This is a genomic window from Tateyamaria sp. LSS28, assembly GCF_059611725.1.
The window spans coordinates 152098-172818 of the sequence record NZ_JCAPFI010000006.1 but is presented as its reverse complement, the minus strand read 5'-3'; the positions used below and the strand labels follow the sequence as shown (position 1 = coordinate 172818).

Genomic DNA, 20721 nt, shown 5'->3' with positions numbered 1-20721 from the left:
ACACCCGGAGACGAAAAATGGCAAACGCTAAAGGCAAAATCACACAAGTCATCGGGGCCGTCTGCGACGTGCAATTCGATGACCACCTGCCAGAGATTCTGAACGCTCTGGAAACCGACAACCACGGCAACCGCCTGATCCTTGAGGTCGCGCAGCACCTTGGTGAAAACACCGTGCGCTGCATCGCGATGGACAGCTCCGAAGGTCTGGTACGCGGTCAGGAAGTGACTGACACTGACGGCCCGATCATGGTGCCGGTTGGCCCGAAAACACTGGGTCGTATCCTCAACGTCGTGGGCGAGCCCGTTGACGAAGGTGGCCCGGTTGAAGCGGAAGAAAAACGCGCCATTCACCAGGACGCGCCAGCCTTTTCAGAGCAGTCGACAGAATCCGAAGTCCTCGTGACCGGCATCAAGGTTGTTGACTTGCTGGCCCCTTACGCCAAAGGCGGCAAAATCGGCCTCTTTGGCGGTGCTGGCGTGGGCAAAACCGTTCTGATCATGGAACTGATCAACAACATCGCCAAAGTGCACTCGGGCTACTCCGTGTTCGCAGGTGTGGGTGAACGGACACGTGAAGGCAACGACCTTTATCACGAGATGATCGAGTCTAACGTGATCAAGCCCGACAACCTCGAAGAAAGCCAAGTGGCGCTGGTGTACGGCCAGATGAACGAACCTCCCGGTGCGCGTGCCCGTGTGGCCCTGACCGGTCTGACGCTGGCGGAACAGTTCCGTGATGCCTCCGGGACCGACGTTCTGTTCTTCGTCGACAACATCTTCCGCTTCACCCAAGCGGGTTCCGAAGTGTCCGCTCTGCTCGGCCGTATTCCTTCGGCGGTGGGCTACCAGCCAACACTGGCCACCGACATGGGTGCGATGCAGGAACGGATCACCTCGACCAAATCCGGTTCGATCACATCCATTCAGGCCGTTTACGTGCCTGCGGATGACTTGACCGACCCCGCGCCTGCGACAACCTTTGCGCACCTCGATGCGACCACTGTTCTGAACCGCGCGATCTCGGAACTCGGCATCTACCCCGCCGTGGACCCGCTCGACAGCTCCTCGCGCCTGATGGACCCGCAGATCGTGGGTGAAGAGCACTACAAGGTGGCCTCGGACGTGCAGCAGATCCTGCAGCGCTACAAGTCGCTCCAGGACATCATCGCCATCCTCGGGATGGACGAACTGTCGGAAGAGGACAAGCTGACCGTGGCCCGCGCCCGGAAAATCCAGCGCTTCCTGTCGCAGCCCTTCGATGTGGCCAAAGTGTTCACCGGCTCGGACGGTGTTCAGGTTCCGCTGGAAGACACGATTGCCTCGTTCAAGGCGGTTGTGGCCGGTGAGTATGACCACCTGCCCGAAGGTGCGTTCTACATGGTTGGCGGCATCGACGAAGTGATCGCCAAAGCCGAGAAGATGGCGGCCGACGCAGCTTAAGGTGCATGGCGGGGTGAAACCCCGCCCTACATCTCCGAACGAACTCCGGGCGTAAGGTGGGGTTTAACCCCACCGCCCATTGAAGGAGAAGATGATGCAATTTGATTTGGTATCGCCCGAGCGCAGCCTCGCATCCATGGACGCGACAGCCGTACAGATCCCCGGTGCCGATGGCGATATGACCGTGATGGCCGACCATGCCCCCACGATCACGACCCTGCGCCCCGGCGTGCTCAAGGTCGAGGCGGGCAGCGACACCCACGAATATATCGTGACCGGTGGCTTTGCCGAGATCGGCGCCCAAGGCGTGTCCGTGCTGGCCGAACGTGCCGTCGCAAAGGGTGATATGACGCAGGACCAGTTGGACGCGATGTTCGACGAGGTGCAGGATGTCTACAACCGCGCCAAGGATGCGGCACAAGGCGACACTGGCCCCGTTGACGATGCGGCCAAGCTGCTGGCCGACATGGCAGCCATGGGGTCCGAGATCGGGCTGAGCACCAAGCAGCCCAGCCTGTAACACTCTTTCAAGAGATGTGTGAAAGGCCTCGCATATCGCGGGGCCTTTTTTCGATTTTGAGGCCTTAAATTACCGGCCTGACGTGGTACGAAACCGAAGTCCAATAAGAACGATCTGATGAAACGACTGCGCAACCACCTGATAGGCATCGACCAAGGCGACACCGTCCTGTTCTCCGATTTCGAGGACGGGGGCGAGATGTGGACTGGCCGTGGGCAACGCGAACGCCGCCGTAGAGTGAGCTTTTCCGAACCGTTCCGGACAGAGCCGTCCGTTCATGTGTCGATCTCCATGTGGGACGTTGATACCGCCTCCGCCTTGCGCGCCGATGCCATGGCCGAAACCATCACAAAAGACGGGTTTGACCTCGTGTTCCGCACCTGGGGCGACACGCGCATTGCACGCGTGCGGCTGGCCTGGATGGCCATGGGCGAGTTGCGACAGGCGGACGATTGGGATTTGTACTAACTCCGGTTTTTTCGTCAGCGATGTTTTGACACTCGGCGATTGGTGGCTGTGCTGGACGGAGCTGCCGCCGACGGTTCCAATTCCAATGTGCGAGACGAATAGCGGACAGTCGTTGTTGCGAGTACAATCGATACTCTATCGATTTAGCCAGAAGTATTCATCCACCAAACTCTGAACCAGCTGGTTGGGAGCTGATGGACATGCTGCAAGAAAGTCGTTTCGAACAGTCTTGGCGTCATGCATCAAGTTCGCGCCCGCGGCATGTGTTGGCTTTATTGAGAAGAACGTACTCGTCATTTTCTCGAGGGTCTCTAGGATAAGATCTGCCTTCGTTTCTCCAAAAAACTCAATGACTTCGGACCAAGCATCTGTACGCCATTTTTTTCGTCCAATCGCGTTCGATAGAGGTGATCTCGCACATATTTCCAGGGCTTTCGACAGATCATCAGGCGCTATTTTTGCCGTACTTCTAGGCTTGGACATCGCGATGTTCTCAGTTTTGTTGCAACTATTGGGACATGTTACTTGAGTACACCATTTCAGAGCTAACTCGGCATTCCAGCATTTGTCAAAGGGGGCTCACTGCCGACCTCGGAGCAAACGCAGCATCGTGCTGTCTGCCCCGGCGTACTCAGATGGTAGTCGGGACAGCGACCAGTATGGGCGTCAAATACAACAAACGGCGTAACCGCCTCGAGATCATGTTCGGCAGGCTCAAGGACAGGCGGCGTGCCGCAACGCGGTATGATCGCTGCCCATAGGTGTTCCTCTCGGCAATCGCCATCGCTGCAATCGTCATCTATTGGCTATGATTCATGACCCTAGAACAATGCGGATCTTCTCTTCAGCAGAAAATTCTCACCGCGTCTTGCGCTTGATCTTTCTTACAAGTTTGTCAGCTATCCATTCGGCCCAGTATTCGATCTCAGCTCGTATCCCCTCAAGGATCATGATGAGCTCACAATTCTCGCTTAGCTAAACAACCCAGTCTGTCTCAAAGGCCGTGACTGGGGTCACAGGTACACATACTGGACCTACACAGGCGCAGCCGTAAGGTTGGTGGGATCACCACCAACCTGAACTATCCTTCGGCACAGGGATCACCAGCTCCTGGAACTGCACCAGCGGCAGTCGGTCATTGTCGGTGACAATCGTGGTCGCAAATACCGTCAGCAGGAACTTTAGACTGCTGTCGGGGGATTGTGCGCTCGTGGTTGCTTGCCAATTTGCCAGATTTGACGCGATCTGAGCAGCCAGTGTCCTTTCATCACCCGGATCAACTTTACCTGCGACCAGGAAGACCGGCAGCACGCTGTAGGCGCTGTTGCCCTTATTCGCCATGACCTCATACCGGTAGGAAATCGAGCTTTCAGTTTCCAACGGTGGGTTGGTGCCGTTCTGAACCGAATCCTTCGGCGGGGTGGTCAGGTCGATCAACATCGCCTCAATGGCTTCTGCCAGCGTCACCTTTGACTCGAGGTCTATCTGGTCTGGTGCACCAATCAGAGGCACGATAGGCGTGGGCCACGCGACCGTTTCAGTGCGATAGACAAAGTCCGGGTTGGTCTGCTGGGGTGGAACGGCGAGGTTTCGGTTCCGCTCGGTGAACGCGCTTGGCAGCACATTCTGGTAGTCAAGGACGTAAAGGTTCTCCCATGTCAGCGTCAGAACACGTTCCGACTTGCCGTTGTCGGGCGAATAGATCGCTGTATCACCGCTGGCTGATTTGAACGTGTAACCAGTGATCGTTGGCCATGGCGGCGTGCCGCTTGAGCGCGACCAAGTGCCTTTCACCTGTAAGTCCGTGCTGTTTTCGACATTCTGGATGTTAAAGTGCCAGACTTCAGTGTCGTCATCCGCCGTGACCCGGTCCAGCCCACCGCGCGGTGGCTCCGGCGGTTGCCAGCTGCTCCATGTTGCCGCAACGCCTGCGATGATCGCGCTGAAATCCTTGAGCGCGTTGACCGACTCTGCACCACCATCGGCGGGCAGTTGTTCGATTTTGGGTTCGAGCTGTGGATATTCAAAGACAAACCGCGCCAGCGCATCGAACAAATCCTTGGGCGGGTCGCGCCCGTCGTCGGTGGCCAACAAGGCCCCGGTAGAGACCGATGTGGGACCCATGTTCGTTTGCAGTTGGTTGAACGTCAGCGACAGGTTCAGGGTGTCCTGATCGGCGGCCGAGCGTTCGACCTGCAACTCGTAGCTCCAGACCAGCGCATCCTGAATGGTGCTGACCGTCGTTTTGGCCTGCGCCTTGGTCGACAGCAGTTTGGGCAAGGGCGGATAGCTGCGCAACGGGATCGGAATCCGTGTTTCGCCAATCGGCTGTGTCAGCGTGTTGTCCTGTTCCTGCGGCAGATCGCCGGGGTTTTGTTGCAGGACAAAGGTCAGCCAGCTGGACGGGACATATCCACGATCCGATGCCTGACCATCGCGCTGATGCTCCAACTGGTTGACCTCATAGTTCAGATCCAGATTGAAAGCGCGCTGTGCCTCTGGGTCACTGGCCGAGACCAGGAAGTTCAGCCAGTTCTTTTGGTCGTCTGTGGTTTGCACCAGCGGTAGGGTCGACGGCGTCAGCGAATAGGGCAGCTTGTCCGGGTCACCCTGTCCGGGGACCTGCACGGCACCATAGAGTTGTGGCGGCATCGAAGGGTCCCCGCTGGGTTCGATCGGACCGTTGAGGTTCACAATCGCCTCCAGCTGCGTCAGCGTCGAGAAGCCATAGTCATTGGCCAACGTGCGCAGCAAGGCCTGCCGCCACGTCTCTTTGGCAGACTTCGGATCACCCGTGCCGTCCGGTTCGTCGTAGACATAGGTGATCTTGTCCGAAATCGACCCGGCCAACGTTTCCTTGTTCTCCACAAAAGGATCGTACAGCTCGTCCTCGATGCTGGAATGATCCGCAACGGCCGGGGCCATGATCGGGCTAAAGATCGTTTCGACCGTGGTCAGGAACAGCGCGCCCCATTGGTCCATATCCGTACTGTTGAAAATACGATTGACCAGATCATAGCCTTTGTCCGAGCCGCTGGGATTGCCGTAATCCTTCAGGTTCGGCACGTCCCGCGTGATCAGTTGACGGCTGAGGGGGGGCGGTGCATAGAAGATCGGCTCTGGTTTGCCATCTTCGCCTTTGACGATCTCGACCTCTGTGCCCACGCCCTTGCCCCAGCGCTGCAACCAAATGCTGCGGCGGCCAAAGCGTTGGCTGGTGATATCGCTGTTCTGTCCCGTGGCAACCTTAACCACGCCAACCTTGTCATCGAACGGATAATACGCCGTCTCGAACTTGTCGGCGAACGTCGTCAGGCCCGAGGGATCGTCCTTTTCGCCTGTGTCCTCAACCGGCTGCATCGGAGAGGTGACCATGCGGACCTCAGGTGCTTTGTCGGCAATGTCATCAGGCACATCGGCCCGTTGAAGCACCAGGCTGACCACCAGCTCCTGCAAGTCACCCGCCCAGTTTGCAGGCTGTGATTTGTCGAGCGGCATGGCCAACGTAATGGCCGCAGGTGCCTCACCGGTACCGCCTGCCCGTAGCCAGTCCAGCAGAGGCGTTATGTAACCCACGAGGCCCGAGATCACGCTGCCTCCTGACGTCAGCACACCCAAAGGTGCATCCGCCAGCGTGTCGCCGGTATCCACCGCAGCGCTGGTGTTCGGTTGATCGGTCAGTTGTTCATAGATCTTGGCATATTGGTCGGTTGTGACCTGCAATTGATCTGCATTCACCTTGCCTTCGGCATCCTGGATCGTCGACGGATCGAACGACATGCGCAGTTCCAACTGCACGCCACCCTTGTCTTCGACCGCGTAATACACCTGCGTGCCCGACCAATCGGCCAACCCCATCAGATCGTCGTTGTAAACGACCTTCAGGTCCGTGGTGGCCATCAGCGATGCAGGGACCGAGTTTCCGAACACGTCCTCGATCGAGATGCGCACTGTGAACGTATCGTTGATCGCGCCGTAGCGGTTGTCGCTCCCCACCGGCGTCGCCGTTTCGAACGCCTTGGAATAGATCCACGTGACCGCGTCGGCACCGGCACCGCTTTCGTCATTGGCATTGATCGGACGGCTCCAGTTCTCATTGGGCTGATCAGTGCCATTGATCTTTTCGATGCGGTAGCTGACCATCTGGTACAGCCCCTGCAGAAAGTCACCGCTGCCTGCATCTGCCTCGTCTGGTGCGTTGTCCCAAGTGATCGACCACCCGACTGAACCGCCAGCATAAGCAGCGGCATATCCCTGGACTGGAGTGCCGTCCGAGTCTTCGGCCAACGTGCTGAAGATCGCCTTGCCCTTGTCGGGCGCCGATCCGATCAACGCGTTTTGGTAGGGTGCTGCACGTGTGATCGACCCTTTGGTGCCGAATTGCACCACCAACGCCAGATCAGCCGGACCGTTCTGGAATATGTTCAGATCAAGCCCTTCGACTTGCAGGTAGAAACCCGACGAATGCACGACGGACACTTCCCATGTCAGGCGCAGGAACCGGGCAAGTTGCACACCACCTTCACCTGGTTTCGCCCAGTTTAGGCTGGGGGTCGGTTCGGCATCCGTGCCCGCATTGGCTTCGGCCACCGCGTTGGCGGCGGCCACCCCCGCAGGTGTGCTGACGGTCGACAGATCGGTGCGCACCAATACGCGGGGTGTCTTGGAAGACGCCCAGTTGCCCCGGCTTTCGCTCACCAACAAGTCGATGGAGTTCACCGACTCGTTGCCTGCGTCAATCTCGTCCAGCAGGGCCTGCAACATCGCGCGGTTGGCTTCGTCCGTACCCAACAACGAGAACGTGTCGGTCAGGATTGCGCCCGGCTCAACCGCATCCGGATCGGGGATCGAGGCCAATCGGATCGGCAGGACCAGTGCGCTGTCCGCCTCCCAGGGCGTGCCGCCACTTGAAAGGTCAGTCTGCTGATCGGCATCTGATTCACCACCAAACAGCTGGTTGACCAGCCACGGACCTGTGGTTGCGCCCGTGTCCTTGCGCCAATCCCGCACCGCTTGCACAACATCCTCGGACAATGTGTTGATGATGTAGTCGTCATCCCCGTCGGACCAGCTGTTGATGTTGTTCATCGGGAAAATCAGCGGTTTTTCGACCAGTGCGCGCAATGGTCCCACGGTCCACGGCGGCGTGGCCGGGCCCGTGGTGTGCACCATGGATGGATCAAGGCTGGATGTGGCATCATCCGCGACCTTGATCCACTCGGGCGTGTCGGCGGTGGTGGTCAACTTTGCCCCCAACACCCACGCATCATCCGCTTTGACCAGCGCGAATTGCTGCCCCGTCAGGACATACAGCGCCTCCAGCTTGCTGGTGTCATTGGGATCAGGCAGACGCACACCGCCCATCAGGAAACGCGACACAAAGCCGCCCAGATCGTCAATGCTGATTTCGCTCAACGCGGTGTCGAGATCTGGCGCACCGGTCTCGATCAGCAATTCAATGACCTGCTGACCCAGCAGGTTGAAATATTCGTCGAATACCAGCGCGGCAGTCGATTCCTCCACCATCTCAGCGGCTTGCAGACTGTCACCACCGCCAAAATACGCCGCGACAATGTCGGTGTAGTTCGACGGCAAGCGCAGGTGGCCGAAACTGGCGATGGCGCTGCGCAGCGAGGCGTTCATCACCTTGCCGCCATTGTACTCGAGGCCAAGGCTGTCGGGCATGGCCATCGACACAACGGCGGTGTCAGCCGTGAATATGGTCTTCCCGATGTTGAAGATGAACGTATCGGACAGCGCCTTCAGAATGGCTTCGCGGTCGAATTCACCGTTTTGCAACGCTGCTTCGGTTGCTGCCAACTGTTCCTGGAACGTGGTCGCGGATCCGCTGTAATTGTGCACCAGCCAGCTGGACAATTCCGACGCAAGAACGCCAAACGGACTGCCCAGACTACCGGATTCCAGGACCAGAGTGGCGACGCCCTGTGGCGCCCAGTTTTCTGTCGAATCCCCGGTCGCAATGGCTGTCGGTTGCAGGACAAAGCCCACAGTGATCGGGGTCTTGTCTTTGACAAGCCGCGTGTGGATGCCGTGGGACAACCGCGCCCATGGGGCGCTGGCTGGCCTTGCCATGGCCTCCAGGAGGATATCCGCCTCGAGCGGTCGGCCAGAATTTACGGCCGTGGGCGTTGGTCCACTGAGTTTCGCAACCGCAGACCCGCTGCCGATCACCGTGTCGATCAGGTCCAGCTTGGCGGTAAACGAGAACGATATCTTGACGAACACGATCTTGATCGACGCCTTGGCAACCACTTCGGCTGTCAATTTCAATGGCGACGAATGCGCGGTCTCAATCGCGAATGCGACGGTCAATGAAATGGTCAGCGACACGTCCACCGCGATGATCTTGAAATCGACCTTGCCGAACACGTTGCCGGTCAGCGACAGGCTGACACCCCACCACCAGTAGTCGACACCGGTCTGTGTCATCTTGCCATCGAACGAAGCAAGGAACCCTTCGATTGTGCAGCCCAGCATCAGGCTCGCTCCGGCCTTCAGCGGGCCTTTTTCGAACTCCTTGCCGACGCCTCCTGCAATCCCCAGACCAAAGGTCCAGATCAGATTGAATTCGGTCCCGAACTGGTCAGGCGCGGCGGCACTGCTGAGTTTGCCCAGGTAGAACCCGGCCTTGACGATCAGGGGCAACGGGCCCGCCTGGAACTGGACCGTGATCGGATGTGCCGTTGTCCCGGTGAAAGGCCAGCCGATGGCAAACCGCCAATCGCCATTGGTCCAGATCGAAATGCTGAAATTCGGAAGCGACAGCATCACGGGACCCAGCGGGATGGTGCCCAGATCCAGATAAATGTCGGCGGAATAAACACCGACTTCATCGCTCACTTTTCGGTAGATGATGGTAAAGGTAAAGCCTTTGACCTTGCCCAGGAATCCACCTTCGTCCTTGTCGTCACCGTCCTTGTCATCGTCGGCCATCACGGCGTTGCCGTCGCTGGCAACCAGCCTCTTGCCATTGCCGTTTTTGCCGCCGCCGCCGTCAGGCTCTTTCTTTTCCGGCGGAGTGATGTTGATCTGCAATCCATAAAAGCTGGAATCGATCAGGACCGTTGTCAGCTTGAGGCTTTGGTATTTGAACTGAAGCGCAAAGGCGATGCCTGCGTCCGAATTGTAGAGATCGAGATTGGCAAAGATCAGACGCGCCACCTGTTCGACCGTCTTGTCGGTCATCAGATTCAACTGATTGAATACGTCGGTGATCACGTTTGGATTGGTCGGGTCGGTCTTGATCTCGAACGACCGGCCCAGATACCCCTGCGGCACATCCACCAGCGTCACGCTGATCGTTGGCCCGTTCCAGTTTGTGTCGGTGGATTTACCAATCCAGAACAGTGAGTTGCGACCGCCAGGATCGCCGGGCGCGCCAAAAATGCCAAGATCCTTGGGCCCAACCCCATAGCTAAGGAAGAAATTCAGCAACATCGACTGAAAATGCATGAACCGCAGCATTGAAACATAAGTCGTCTCGCCAAACTCGAACCGGTCGAGCTGCACGTATTCAAAGTCCGAGGCAATGACGCCTTCGAACATGAACCCTTTGGGCCCAGAAATTTCTGGCGGCAGGCGCAGGATCACGCCCACCTGCTTTTCCGGATCTGTCGCGTCGGGATCCCAGCCGATCAACAGCGTCGCGGTCAGGTCGGTCTTGAACGACGCCAACATGCCGAACGTGCCCAGCGGCACTTCGAATTGAAGGCTGTAGCGCGGGGCGCCAGTGTTGGTCCCGCTGCCCGTCTTGACCTGCCACTCTCCAATTTCGGATGGGGTCAGTCCGTCGGGGGATGGCAAAACGGCCTCGATGATACCGGGGAACGTGCGCTCGAAACTGTAATCCCGCGCCTCGCTGAGCATTTGGTCAACCTTGACGCCGGTCAGGTTGGTTGGGATTCCGTCAATCAAATCGGCGGTGTTGTCGGCCTTGATGCAGGTCGTCATGTCAAAGCTGTAACCAGTGATCGCCAAACCTTTGGTCGGAACGTTGTCGGCAACCTCGCCATACGAGAACAGATCGCCCGCAATCCCGTCCTTGAATGCCAGCAATCCGCTGATCCGGAAGGCGGACGCGGCGATCACTTCGCAATCACCGGTCCCATCACGCCGTGTGACCGGGACCAGAGTCGCCTCGGTTATCGATTGGGCCACAAGTGCGGTGAATTTGTCGCCCGTGTCGTCATAGACGAAGCTGCGCTCGTCCTGGGTCGAGAACAACAGCGATCCGGTGCCATCCTCGAACAAGGTATAAACGCCGTCGATGACAATGGTGCCATATTCCGGATAATCCAGCGATGGCCCTGGTTGCAGGGTTACGCTGCTCCCGAACAACTCCTTGATGCTGAACGCAATCTGAGAGTCGAACACCGCCAATTTGCTGTTGGCGTATTGCACGTTCAACAGCAACACCCGGAAATCCGGGAACTCGGTCGGCGGCGAGGCGGGGATGGTGTAAGGCGGATCAAGCTTCGAGGCGTCGTAGTTGATGACCGAAAACAGCGAGCTGTGTTCGACCGACGCGGCGCTGTCCTTGTCCTCGACCCGGTTGATCGTGATGCCAAAGTGATGCGCCAACAGCTGCCCTTTGATCCCGCCCAGCAGGATCTGAATGTCCAGCGGCAGCTCGTCATAATTGAGCGGGCAGTTGAAAATCAGGATGCCGTTCCAATTGGGGTCATCAATCGTCTGGCGGAAGGCCGCGAACAGGTCGCCTCCTTCGTCGGCTGCCTTCAAATAAGTCAGCAGCCGGGTCTGAACATCTGATTTCGTCGCACCATCTGCGATCAACGTGGTCCAGGTGTTGTCATCCTCGATCAGGGCGCGTGCCGAGACCCCGGGCACAAACTTAAAGATCGCAACAGCCTGATTGTCGGCATTGCCCATTTGGACATCAAAGGTGAAATCCCCGAGCTTGATGTTCTTGTCGGGAAACGGTTCGAACGCGCTCTGATCTGTCGCCACCATGAAAAGGCTGTCGTTCAGCACAGTGTTTGAAAACGTCGGGTTGACCACGCCATTGCTGCCCTCATTCGAGGTCAGTTGCAGGAACTGGTCCGGGTTCTGCGGGCTGCGTGCAAGGATCAGGTTCTTTATTGTTCCCGCGGGCGGCGTGCCACCGTTGACGGGGTTCAGCTCCACCAACAGGCCCAACGGCGTGCGCGCAAAGCCGCCGTCAAAGGCCAGGTTGGTGGACGTATCAAAAAAGATCGGGCCGTAATCGACGCTGAAATAGGGTCGCAAGGTGTCCCGCCGATCCGGCGAGACCACCTGTCGTTCAATCGCCGAAAGCTCTTCGGCGGACAGGTCTGCGTTGGGGTTCACGATCCCTTCGTCATCGTCAGAGTAGAACACCCCGCCATAGGGCAGCATGGGAAAGGCCACGTCTTCGTTGGCCTGTTCGAATTGCAGCAGGCTTGCTCCCACCGCAATCGGAAACTCGTATCGCGCCTTCGCTGCGTCCAACTCACGTCCGAAGTAAGTCGACGATGACGCCTGCGCACAATAGCTGGTGTTGACCACTTCGACGTCGTCAGCAGCTTCGACTGCGGATTGCTTGAGTACGCGTATCCAGCTTGTGGTCAACGCGCCGTCCAACGTGGTGGGCGTGCCATCCTGCGGATCGTAGGATTTGGCAAAGGCTGGTTTGCCCGATTCAAACAACAACCGGTCACCGGGCTCGACCAAAACATACTCGGTTCCCGCCAGCCCGCTGCGGATCTGGACGCGTTCTTCTGTTGTCAGACCATCCCCCGGGGCTACTTCGAACTCACCTACCGGGCAAAGGTACCGGTCGCTTTCCTCTGTCCCGGTGTTCTTGGCAAAGGCGAAGCCGCCGGTCAGATCTTGGGTCTTGGGGGCCGCTGGAGAGATCGAAACAGGCGCATTGGTCGTGCTGGACAAGTATTGCGATGTCAGCGCATTGGGTTCGCCCAGATCAAGGGCCATGCGTGTGCGCAGGTCGTTCAGTGGTGAAAGCGGTTGCAGATAAACGTTGAAAAACAAATCTTTGACTCTGATCGGCCCCGGATCAGATGCAGGCGTGAACAGTGGGTATTGCGCCGCGTCAGCGCCTGTCGCGTCAGGGCCATAGAACACGCGCTGCAAACCCGCGTATTGCTGGCCCAACTCGTAATGACTCCAATCCCAGGCAAAGGTCAGCGTGCCGCGGTGATTGCCGGATAAGGGCAGCACCACTTGCGTTGGACGTGTGCCGACAGGTTGGGGTAAGTCGTTTTCGACGATCTGCACCTGAATGCTTTCTTCGCCTGATGCCTTGTCGAACTTGATGGCCGGTGCATCGATATCGAGCGAAATTCGCGTGTTACGCCGCAAGTCCAGCTGCCACGTCCCGATTTGCAACGTCGCGTTTGTCGGCACTGCATAAGCGGTTGACGACGCAACAATGTCATAAGTGTTTGCATCGTGACGCCAGGCGATGCGGGAAAACGTGGTGGGTTCCTTGGTCAGAACGCCGTTCAACTCGGCCAGCAGCGCGTTGGGGTCAACGTCTTCGTCAGAAAAGACATAGGCACCCGTCCTGTCATAGCTTTCGGGTAAGGTCAGCGTATCCGTCGTGCTTTGGCCTTCGAACAGATAGTAATAGGTCAACGCGATATTGCCGCCGCCGGACCCGTTGTTGCTGGCAACATACAAGGTCGCTGTGTCATCGGTCGCGGCCCGCGCGAAACTGATGTCATCGCCACTTTCATGCGGAACAACTGCTGGGGCCGTGCGGGTTGTGAACAGCGCAGCGTCCGGTTCGTGCTCCTCCATCGCGGCCATCGCGACCGTTTTTTCCTCGTCGAACAGGATTACGATGATCTCAAACCCGTCCGTTGTCACCGTGTTGCGCGGCTGAAGAGCGTTGTCGAAAACAATGATCTGGACATCCAGAACCGTTTTGACTTCGTGTCCGACATAGATTTCATATTTGATCGTCGGGCCGTTGTTGATATTGACCACCAACTCGTTGGACCCGGTGCCCAGAACATCCGCCGCCGGGGTTGCGGCCCACCCGTATTCGGTGGTCATATCCAGTTGCGCGTTCTGCAGGTCCAGACCCTTGATCGAGCGTTTTCCGCCCTGGTTCAGAACCAGTTCGATATCGCTGATCGAGCCATTCAGGAAATATGCGTTCGCCATAGCTCAACACCCCCCAGAAGTGTGCGCGGTATAGGGATAACGCCCGACCGGAAAACCGGCCGGTCGGACATCTTATGATTGTAGATCATGTCAGGCGGCTGCAGCGCCGCCTTGACAGGTTAGCCGTCTCGCTTGTCGACCAAGGTGATCGTGATGCCCGAACTGTCGCCGGTGGCGTCTTCACCGACGATCGTGTCCTCGAACATGAAGAAATACAGATCCAGCACGGTCGAGACCTTGGATGTAATGGTGTAGCGACGGGTCTTTGCTTTTTGCTCGGACACGAACAAAACCTCGTTGTCGTGTGTATCCCCGCCAAACACGTTTGGGCTGGGACGGGCCTCGATTTTTGCCGCCCATGCGGGGCCTGAAACCGCTGTCCCGTCGGTATTCACCGAAACCGCTGCCAACGGGTTCTGTGCACCTGTGTTCAGTGTCACCTTCACATCAGTGGGGCTTGCATTGATAAAATACGCTTTTGCCATTTCTGGACTTCCTCCTGGTTGAAAAAAATCTGGTCTGCGTGAGTGGTTCCTTCAGGACGGGTAAATCTTTTGGCCCAGCTGTTTTTCGAGCTGCGAAAACACCACATAATCGGGGAATATCCATAACAGCATTTCGATATTCGGTGCTGCGTCCGCCGGATCGGTAAGGTCGTTGTACAATTGCGATCCCGAACTTCCTTCGGACTGCACAACCAACGTGTTGTGCCGCCCCCAGACCCCGGGCGCAGGCTCGCTTGCCGGTTCGCGACGGACCGTCAGGGAATTCGGGATGTAGTTATACTTGGCCTCGCTGTGCGCGAGCGGTGCCAAGGCCTTGGTGTTCAGCGTGGACGTCATCTTGTCCGCTTGCCAATTTATTATGCGCAGGTTCGAAGCCATCTGCTCCCTCCTGTCGTGGCAGCATCAATGCGCTTCGGGGGGGACGCCTTTCTGGCCGTGCAGTGTGTGCCCGTTACGTGCGCCACTGGTCGGAGCTGAATGCATTCAGCGATTGGATGCGCATCTTCCGCGTCAAATCCTGGTTCCATGGAACGATGGTAATTTTTGAACTGTCGCCGGTCATGTCCGCGCCGGTGATCGCGCCGTCTCGAATGTAGAAATACAAATCCAGCACGATCGATACATCCGATTGTACGTTGAACACCAGTGGAGCGGTGTGTGATTCCATGAACACGGTGATTGCATTGATCTGTTTTTTTCCGCCAAAGATGTTGCGCCCGGCATGGGCTGCAATCGTGGCTGGCCATGAATTGTATTTCATTACAGGCATTTGACGTTTTGTAACGATCTCGAAGGCGGCCAATGGATTGTTTGTTGGGGCTGCGTTCAGGTTGACCGTCATGGAGAGGGGCGTTGCGTTGATGAAATATGCCTTGGCCATAGCCTATTGCGTAGCTGCTTGATCGCGACGTTGAAAGCGTCAGATGGGAGGAGGACACCAATGCACCACCACTCATTTCGGAAAAGCGATCGGATTTAGGTGGCAGGGAATACATCTTCTGAAAGACCTGCAATTTGTGAACAAAACGGAAAATCAATAGTTACTCCCGTTAAGGTAGTATGAAGCTGATCAAAAGTCACTCCCAACAATTTCACCAACGCGCCTATATATTTCTTGACACATTGAAAATAAATGAGATTTTCAGCTTCGAAAGCATGGCTGCTCTGTGGTTTTGAAGCCAGAATCATGTGTATCTATGCGGGAAAAATACACCATAAGTCGATCATGTGGCGAAACGGCTATCTGAGCTCGTATGGAGTGTGAGCTGAGTGCGTACGGGTCAGAATAGTCGATTACACGATTCTGGTTTTTCTATCTGCTGCACTACCGGCCCGATTTGAATGGGCGGGGCAACCTTTTTGCCTGTCCGTCATCAGGTAAATTGAGACTGATGGCAGTTTGACTTTGATGAGTCATCGCTCATCTGGTTTCAGCTGAGCCGCTGATTTTGCGTGCTGCAAGCGCCTCAGTCTCATGGTTTTCGTTTTTGTCCTTCGTGTTCGAGCAGTATTGTGTGCCTGCGGCCTGTGTAGACGTCGGCGGGTGTCAGGTTACGCAATCTTTCATGATAGCGCTGATGGTTGTAGTGACCGATGAAAGCACCCTAGCAGCTCAGGACGTTTGGCTTGGCCAAATCCCTTGAACCAGAATGGGAGATCTTGGCGCGTTTTCAGCCAAGCTCAAGGCTTGTAACCGCGTAAGTTGGGTGGTTCCTGGCTGGAGAAGACCCGCGATACATACGCGCTGTTTTGAAACCGGCCTCCAACCCGAAACGTTCGCAAAGGTCAGCCAAGCCTGCTGATGTCTCAGGAACGTCCAAGGTCACAGGCCCATCAAACGTTGTCGCTGCGTGCGCAATCAACCTGTACGCCATCTCGGTATCTGCGGCGACCAAAGGACCGATCTTTGCCCCCGACCTGCAGGAACGCACCGTGCAAAAGCCGCCGACAGCGCCTTTATCCTCAAGGACAATAGTGGTTCGGGTCGAGGCACCGGAAAACCATGCCTGCAGGTAGGTGGGTTTTGCCACGCCCGAGGCCTCGGCCTCCATCTGGATCAAGGCCGGGATGTCACCGGAGCGTATACGGCGAATGTTCGGATCGTGCTGCCCAGGTAAATGGCCTGTAAAACGTGTGGTGCCGCCTGCATGTATAAATCCCGATGCGCGGTAATTCTGTTGCTGTGCCTCTACCCCGTCCAGTCCGACCGTCCGGTGCTGTGCATGCTGCATCGCATGCGCCCAAAGGCCAAACCCGATGCCCCGCCCGCGATAGGCTGGACGTACGATGTAAAGACCGAGAAATGCAAAATCGGGCGTATGATTGACGACCGAGATTGCAGCAATCGGTGTATCGTCCCGGTCAACAGCCACAAAAAACCCATCCCGGTCCGCTGCGAAAAAGGCCTCCGCATCATCCAGACCGGGGTTCCAGCCTTCATCCCTGGCCCAATCCAGGATCAGCTTCAACTCTGGCAGTGTTGCAGTGCGATATTCAATCATCGCCTGAGCGCGTCCTTTAACGAGGTTGTGGCTTCTTGACGCTCGCGCAGATCAAGTTGCGAGAAGATATCGAGCAAATGCCCCTTCATCAGCTCTTCGGCATTATCACCGTCACCCTTGCGCAAAGCATCGACAAGGGCGTGGTGCGCATTGCTTTCGCAAAGCGCATTCCGACGCCGCCAATACAAGGCAATGACCAGAGACGAGCGGGACACCAACTGTCGCAAGAATTGTTCGATGGTCTGCTGATCAGCCATGCGCGCGATCTCGAGATGAAAGTCGCCGGACAGCTTCAACGCGAGCCCTGCCTCGCCACGGTCGAGCGCCGCGTGCTCCTGTTCGACATGGTGCTCAAGTAGTACGATATCTTCGGCATTGGCGCGATCCGCTGCGGCACGCGCCGTACTTGGTTCAATTAACGCACGCGCTTGAAAGACCTCTCGCGCTTCTTTCAGCGTGGGTTTCGAGACAAAGGCGCCCCTGTTCTTTTCAATTGTGAGCAGGCCCTCGAATTCCATCGAGCGCAAGGCCTGCCGCACAATGGTACGGCTGACACCAAATATCTCGCAGACCTCATCTTCACGCAGCTTCGCACCGGGTTGCAGGCGGTGTTCGTGAACGGCCTCGGTCAATTGACCAACGATTTCCTCAACGGTTGCGGTCTTGGGCTCAGTTAAAAGCGGCATTCAGCACCCCCTTGTCGCAACCTGCACAGCGGGCAGAGGGCGCTCAAGACCTCACACAAAACGAATCCGGATTGTATACAATTTTTGCCTGAATTTTGCACAATGCTCGCACCAATTGGTCGATTTCGGGCAACTCGCCATTTCTGAGCTTGGCAAAGGTCTGATTCAACTTGGTCGAACCAAATTTCATCGGCCAGCGTGGTCTCATGACCTTGGGGGTACGATGAGCCAGAAGCTGGACCTTGAACTAATCAGCCTGACAAAACGCTATGGGGCGACTGTTGCCGTTGACGCGATCAGTTACCACTTCAGCGCAGGCACATATGCTTGCCTTTTGGGGCCGTCCGGTTGCGGGAAATCCTCGACCTTGCGGATGATCGCAGGTCACGAAAACGTTTCGGATGGGTCAATCACCCTCGGCGGGCGAGACATTTCGCACTTGCCACCCGCCAAACGCGGCACCGCGATGATGTTTCAAAACTACGCGCTGTTCCCGCATCTCAGCGTATTGGACAACGTCGCCTTCAGCCTACGCATGCAAGGCGTCGAGACCGCGGCGCGACGTGCCGGGGCGAAAGAGATGCTGGAACTGGTCGATATGACTGCTTTGGCAGACCGCCTTCCCGCACAATTGTCTGGTGGGCAGCAACAACGCGCGGCTCTCGCACGCGCGCTGATCACGAAGCCAGATGTGCTGCTGCTGGATGAGCCGCTATCGGCCCTTGATCCATTCTTACGTATTCGCATGCGGGCAGAATTGAAAAAACTCCAGCGCGAACTTGGGATCACCTTTGTTCACGTGACCCACGGCCAGGATGAAGCCTTGGCGCTTGCCGACGAGATTGTCGTGATGAACGACGCAAAGATTGAACAGGCTGGCAAAACACGGTCTGTCTTCGAGGCCCCCAAGTCGGCGTTTGTCGCCCGATTCCTGGGCTCGCACAATGTTGTGTCCATGCCTGACGGCATGGTGGCCATTCGATCTGATGCTTTGCAGGTCACATCTGCGGGTACCGCCAAACTGCCCGGCACAATCACCAATATCGAATATCAGGGCACGCATGTCGCACTGACCGCCGTCGTTCGAGGCGAACAAGAGGTCACTGCACTTCTCTCGGACAAGGATTTCTTCGGCGACCCGAAGGATTTGGGAGAGGCCATTGGCCTCGACTGGGAAACCGAGGCCGCACACGCCTTGGCAAGTTAACGAAACCTAAAACAGGGAAACTGACATGACGACAATTTCAAAAGTACGCTATTCGCGTCGCTCGCTTTTGAAGTCGGGTGGCGCGGCGGTGGCGGCCGCCGCGCTTCCGGCTCCAATGGTATGGGGACAAGAGACGAAAAACATCACCTTGCGTCAGTTTGGCACCGGGGTGTCGAACCTGAATGAGGTGGCCAAAAAGGTCAAGGAAGACCTGGGCTTTACGCTGGAGATGACAGCGCTGGATTCCGACAGCGTGACCCAGCGTGCGGCGACGCAGCCCGACAGCTTTGACATTGCCGACATCGAATACTGGATCTGCAAAAAGGTCTGGCCCACAGGCAACCTGCAGGCGATGGATACGTCCAAGATCGCCAACTACGACAAGATCGTGGGTATCTTCCGCAACGGGAAACTGACCCCCGAAAGCGTGATTGCTCAAGGCACCGCGCCGCACACCGTTGGCTTCACATCCGGCGTCAACGGCACTGACTTCGTGGACGAAGAGTCAGGCTATATGACCCTGATCCCAACGATCTATAACGCTGATACCCTGGGCATCCGCCCCGACCTGATTGGCCGTCCGATCAACAACTGGTCCGAACTGCTGAACCCAGAGTTCGCAGGCAAGGCCTCGATCCTCGACATTTCCTCCATCGGCATCATGGACATGGCCATGGTGGTCGAGTCGATGGGTGAATACACCTACCCTGACAAAGGCAACATGACCAAAGAAGAGATCGACATGACACTCGGTATCTTCACCGAAGCGAAGAAAGCCGGGCAATTCCGGGCCTTCTGGAAGTCGTTCGATGAATCCGTGAACCTGATGGCATCCGGCGAAGTCGTGATTCAATCCATGTGGTCGCCAGCCATCACCGCAGTGCGCAGCCAAGGCATCCCATGCGTTTATCAGCCGCTGGAAGAGGGCTATCGCTCTTGGGGGGGTGGTATTGGCCTTTCGGCCTCGCTGTCCGACATGGAGTTGGATGCGGCCTATGAATACATCAACTGGTACCTCTCCGGCTGGGTTGGCGGCTTCCTGATGCGTCAGGGTTACTATTCCGCTGTGCCTGAAACCTCCAAAACCTTCATGTCTAACGACGAATGGGGCTTCTGGTTCGAGGGCAAAGCGGCCCAGGGCGACATCGCCAACCCATTCGGGGACGTCATGGAAAAAGCCGGCGCCGTGCGCGACGGGGGGTCTTTCTACGACCGCATGGGCGCCGTGGCCTGCTGGAACGCGGTGATGGACGAGAACCAGTACATGGTCCGCAAATGGAACGAGTTCATCGCAGCCTAGGCGATGCTTGCCGGAGAGCTGCGGCCCTCCGGCATCTCCGAGCAACGACAAAGACAACAGAGGCAGGTTTGCGCAACAATTCGGTCATAGGTTGGCTTTTGGCGACCCCACTGTCGCTTGTGCTGCTCGTCTTTCTTGTCGCGCCCATTGCAATGATCATCGTCGTCAGCTTCTGGGGCGCGACGGAATGGTCGATCTATCCAGCATTCCAATTCGACAATTACCAGTTTCTGCTTACCTCTGACGTCACATATCGGGTGTTCCTGAACACGTTCAAATACGCGGCCATGACGTGGGTTTTCACCTTGCTGATCGGCTTCACCGTCGCCTACTACCTTGCTTTCCATATCCGCAGCCTGACATGGCAGATCGTGCTGTTCTTGCTCTGCACGATCCCCTTCCTGACCTCGAACATCATTCGCATGATTTCCTGGATCCCGTTTCTGGGCCGCAACGGGATTGCAAATTCAACGCTGGTCTCGATGGGTGTGATCGATGAGCCGCTTGAGTGGCTGCTCTTCAGTGATTTCAGCGTGATCCTCGCCTTCGTGCATCTATACACGCTGTTCATGGTGGTCCCGATCTTCAACACGATGATGCGGATCGACAAATCCCTGATTGAGGCTGCGGCGGATGCGGGGGCCACCGGCTGGCGGACGCTGTGGCATGTGATCATCCCCCTGACCAAACCGGGCATTATGATTGGGACGATCTTCGTCGTGGCGCTGGTAATGGGCGACTTCATCACCGTGCGGTTCATGAGCGGGTCTCAGTCGGCCAATGTAGGCCGGATGATCCAGAACGATATCGGCCTACTGCAATACCCCTCGGCCTCTGCCACCGCTGTGATCCTGCTGATCACGGTGCTGCTTCTCATCGGAACCCTGTTGCGGTTCGTCGATATCAGGAAGGAGCTTTGAGC

The 20721-nt window shown here is 57.1% G+C and carries 13 protein-coding genes and 2 pseudogenes; 7 read left to right on the top strand and 8 right to left on the bottom strand.

What is annotated here, in order from left to right; genetic code table 11:
• Window positions 1–17: 17 nt before the first annotated feature.
• The 4 genes and pseudogenes from atpD to AC53L6_RS18665 form a co-directional block, all read left to right on the top strand.
• A complete protein-coding gene (atpD, locus tag AC53L6_RS18680; protein WP_299550135.1) occupies window positions 18–1442 on the top strand; it encodes a F0F1 ATP synthase subunit beta in 1425 nt (474 codons plus the stop codon).
• 91 nt (window positions 1443–1533) lie between these two features.
• Window positions 1534–1962 (top strand): F0F1 ATP synthase subunit epsilon, encoded by a 429-nt coding sequence (locus AC53L6_RS18675; protein ID WP_496908923.1) that lies wholly within the window; start codon window positions 1534–1536, stop codon window positions 1960–1962.
• A gap of 117 nt (window positions 1963–2079) precedes the next feature.
• Window positions 2080–2430, top strand: a complete 351-nt coding sequence (locus tag AC53L6_RS18670; RefSeq protein WP_299205032.1) for an H-type lectin domain-containing protein — start codon at window positions 2080–2082, stop codon at window positions 2428–2430.
• A gap of 665 nt (window positions 2431–3095) precedes the next feature.
• Window positions 3096–3191: pseudogene (locus tag AC53L6_RS18665) on the top strand (IS5/IS1182 family transposase); the annotation flags it as partial.
• 304 nt (window positions 3192–3495) lie between these two features.
• On the opposite strand, the gene AC53L6_RS18660 reads toward AC53L6_RS18665, so the two are convergent.
• The 8 genes and pseudogenes from AC53L6_RS18660 to AC53L6_RS18625 all read right to left on the bottom strand — a co-directional run bounded on the left by AC53L6_RS18660 (window position 3496) and on the right by AC53L6_RS18625 (window position 17292).
• On the bottom strand, window positions 3496–13599 hold the full coding sequence (locus AC53L6_RS18660) for a hypothetical protein (RefSeq protein ID WP_496908922.1): 10104 nt from the start codon (window positions 13597–13599) through the stop codon (window positions 3496–3498).
• A 119-nt stretch (window positions 13600–13718) separates the two neighbouring features.
• Window positions 13719–14084 carry a hypothetical protein gene (locus tag AC53L6_RS18655; RefSeq protein WP_299772807.1) on the bottom strand — a complete coding sequence of 122 codons (366 nt, stop codon included), beginning with the start codon at window positions 14082–14084 and terminating at the stop codon, window positions 13719–13721.
• A gap of 51 nt (window positions 14085–14135) precedes the next feature.
• A complete protein-coding gene (locus AC53L6_RS18650; protein WP_299604372.1) occupies window positions 14136–14483 on the bottom strand; it encodes a hypothetical protein in 348 nt (115 codons plus the stop codon).
• Window positions 14484–14556: 73 nt separating this feature from the next.
• On the bottom strand, window positions 14557–14985 hold the full coding sequence (locus AC53L6_RS18645; RefSeq protein ID WP_299772811.1) for a hypothetical protein: 429 nt from the start codon (window positions 14983–14985) through the stop codon (window positions 14557–14559).
• Between the two features lie 95 nt (window positions 14986–15080).
• Window positions 15081–15293 carry a hypothetical protein gene (locus tag AC53L6_RS18640; RefSeq protein ID WP_299205047.1) on the bottom strand — a complete coding sequence of 71 codons (213 nt, stop codon included), beginning with the start codon at window positions 15291–15293 and terminating at the stop codon, window positions 15081–15083.
• A 225-nt stretch (window positions 15294–15518) separates the two neighbouring features.
• Window positions 15519–15706: pseudogene (locus AC53L6_RS18635) on the bottom strand (hypothetical protein); the annotation flags it as partial.
• Between the two features lie 69 nt (window positions 15707–15775).
• A complete protein-coding gene (locus AC53L6_RS18630) occupies window positions 15776–16606 on the bottom strand; it encodes a GNAT family N-acetyltransferase (RefSeq protein ID WP_496908921.1) in 831 nt (276 codons plus the stop codon).
• Window positions 16603–17292, bottom strand: a complete 690-nt coding sequence (locus tag AC53L6_RS18625; RefSeq protein ID WP_496908920.1) for a GntR family transcriptional regulator — start codon at window positions 17290–17292, stop codon at window positions 16603–16605. The genes AC53L6_RS18630 and AC53L6_RS18625 overlap by 4 nt, the downstream gene beginning before the upstream one ends.
• A gap of 223 nt (window positions 17293–17515) precedes the next feature.
• On the opposite strand from AC53L6_RS18625, the gene AC53L6_RS18620 reads away from it, so the two are divergent.
• The 3 genes from AC53L6_RS18620 (at window position 17516) to AC53L6_RS18610 (ending at window position 20719) form a co-directional block, all read left to right on the top strand.
• Complete coding sequence (locus tag AC53L6_RS18620) at window positions 17516–18499, top strand: ABC transporter ATP-binding protein (protein ID WP_496908919.1); 984 nt, start codon at window positions 17516–17518, stop codon at window positions 18497–18499.
• A 34-nt stretch (window positions 18500–18533) separates the two neighbouring features.
• Entirely contained in the window at window positions 18534–19799 is a 1266-nt protein-coding gene (locus AC53L6_RS18615; RefSeq protein WP_299773045.1) for an ABC transporter substrate-binding protein, read from the top strand.
• 152 nt (window positions 19800–19951) lie between these two features.
• On the top strand, window positions 19952–20719 hold the full coding sequence (locus tag AC53L6_RS18610; RefSeq protein ID WP_496909086.1) for an ABC transporter permease: 768 nt from the start codon (window positions 19952–19954) through the stop codon (window positions 20717–20719).
• The last annotated feature ends 2 nt before the right edge of the window (window positions 20720–20721 follow it).

Coding starts and splice junctions, on each gene's coding strand:
- atpD (WP_299550135.1), top strand. CDS start 18: ATGGCAAACGCTAAAGGCAAAATCACACAAGTCATCGGGGCCGTCTGC.
- AC53L6_RS18675 (WP_496908923.1), top strand. CDS start 1,534: ATGATGCAATTTGATTTGGTATCGCCCGAGCGCAGCCTCGCATCCATG.
- AC53L6_RS18670 (WP_299205032.1), top strand. CDS start 2,080: ATGAAACGACTGCGCAACCACCTGATAGGCATCGACCAAGGCGACACC.
- AC53L6_RS18660 (WP_496908922.1), bottom strand. CDS start 13,599: ATGGCGAACGCATATTTCCTGAATGGCTCGATCAGCGATATCGAACTG.
- AC53L6_RS18655 (WP_299772807.1), bottom strand. CDS start 14,084: ATGGCAAAAGCGTATTTTATCAATGCAAGCCCCACTGATGTGAAGGTG.
- AC53L6_RS18650 (WP_299604372.1), bottom strand. CDS start 14,483: ATGGCTTCGAACCTGCGCATAATAAATTGGCAAGCGGACAAGATGACG.
- AC53L6_RS18645 (WP_299772811.1), bottom strand. CDS start 14,985: ATGGCCAAGGCATATTTCATCAACGCAACGCCCCTCTCCATGACGGTC.
- AC53L6_RS18640 (WP_299205047.1), bottom strand. CDS start 15,293: ATGATTCTGGCTTCAAAACCACAGAGCAGCCATGCTTTCGAAGCTGAA.
- AC53L6_RS18630 (WP_496908921.1), bottom strand. CDS start 16,606: ATGATTGAATATCGCACTGCAACACTGCCAGAGTTGAAGCTGATCCTG.
- AC53L6_RS18625 (WP_496908920.1), bottom strand. CDS start 17,292: ATGCCGCTTTTAACTGAGCCCAAGACCGCAACCGTTGAGGAAATCGTT.
- AC53L6_RS18620 (WP_496908919.1), top strand. CDS start 17,516: ATGAGCCAGAAGCTGGACCTTGAACTAATCAGCCTGACAAAACGCTAT.
- AC53L6_RS18610 (WP_496909086.1), top strand. CDS start 19,952: ATGATCATCGTCGTCAGCTTCTGGGGCGCGACGGAATGGTCGATCTAT.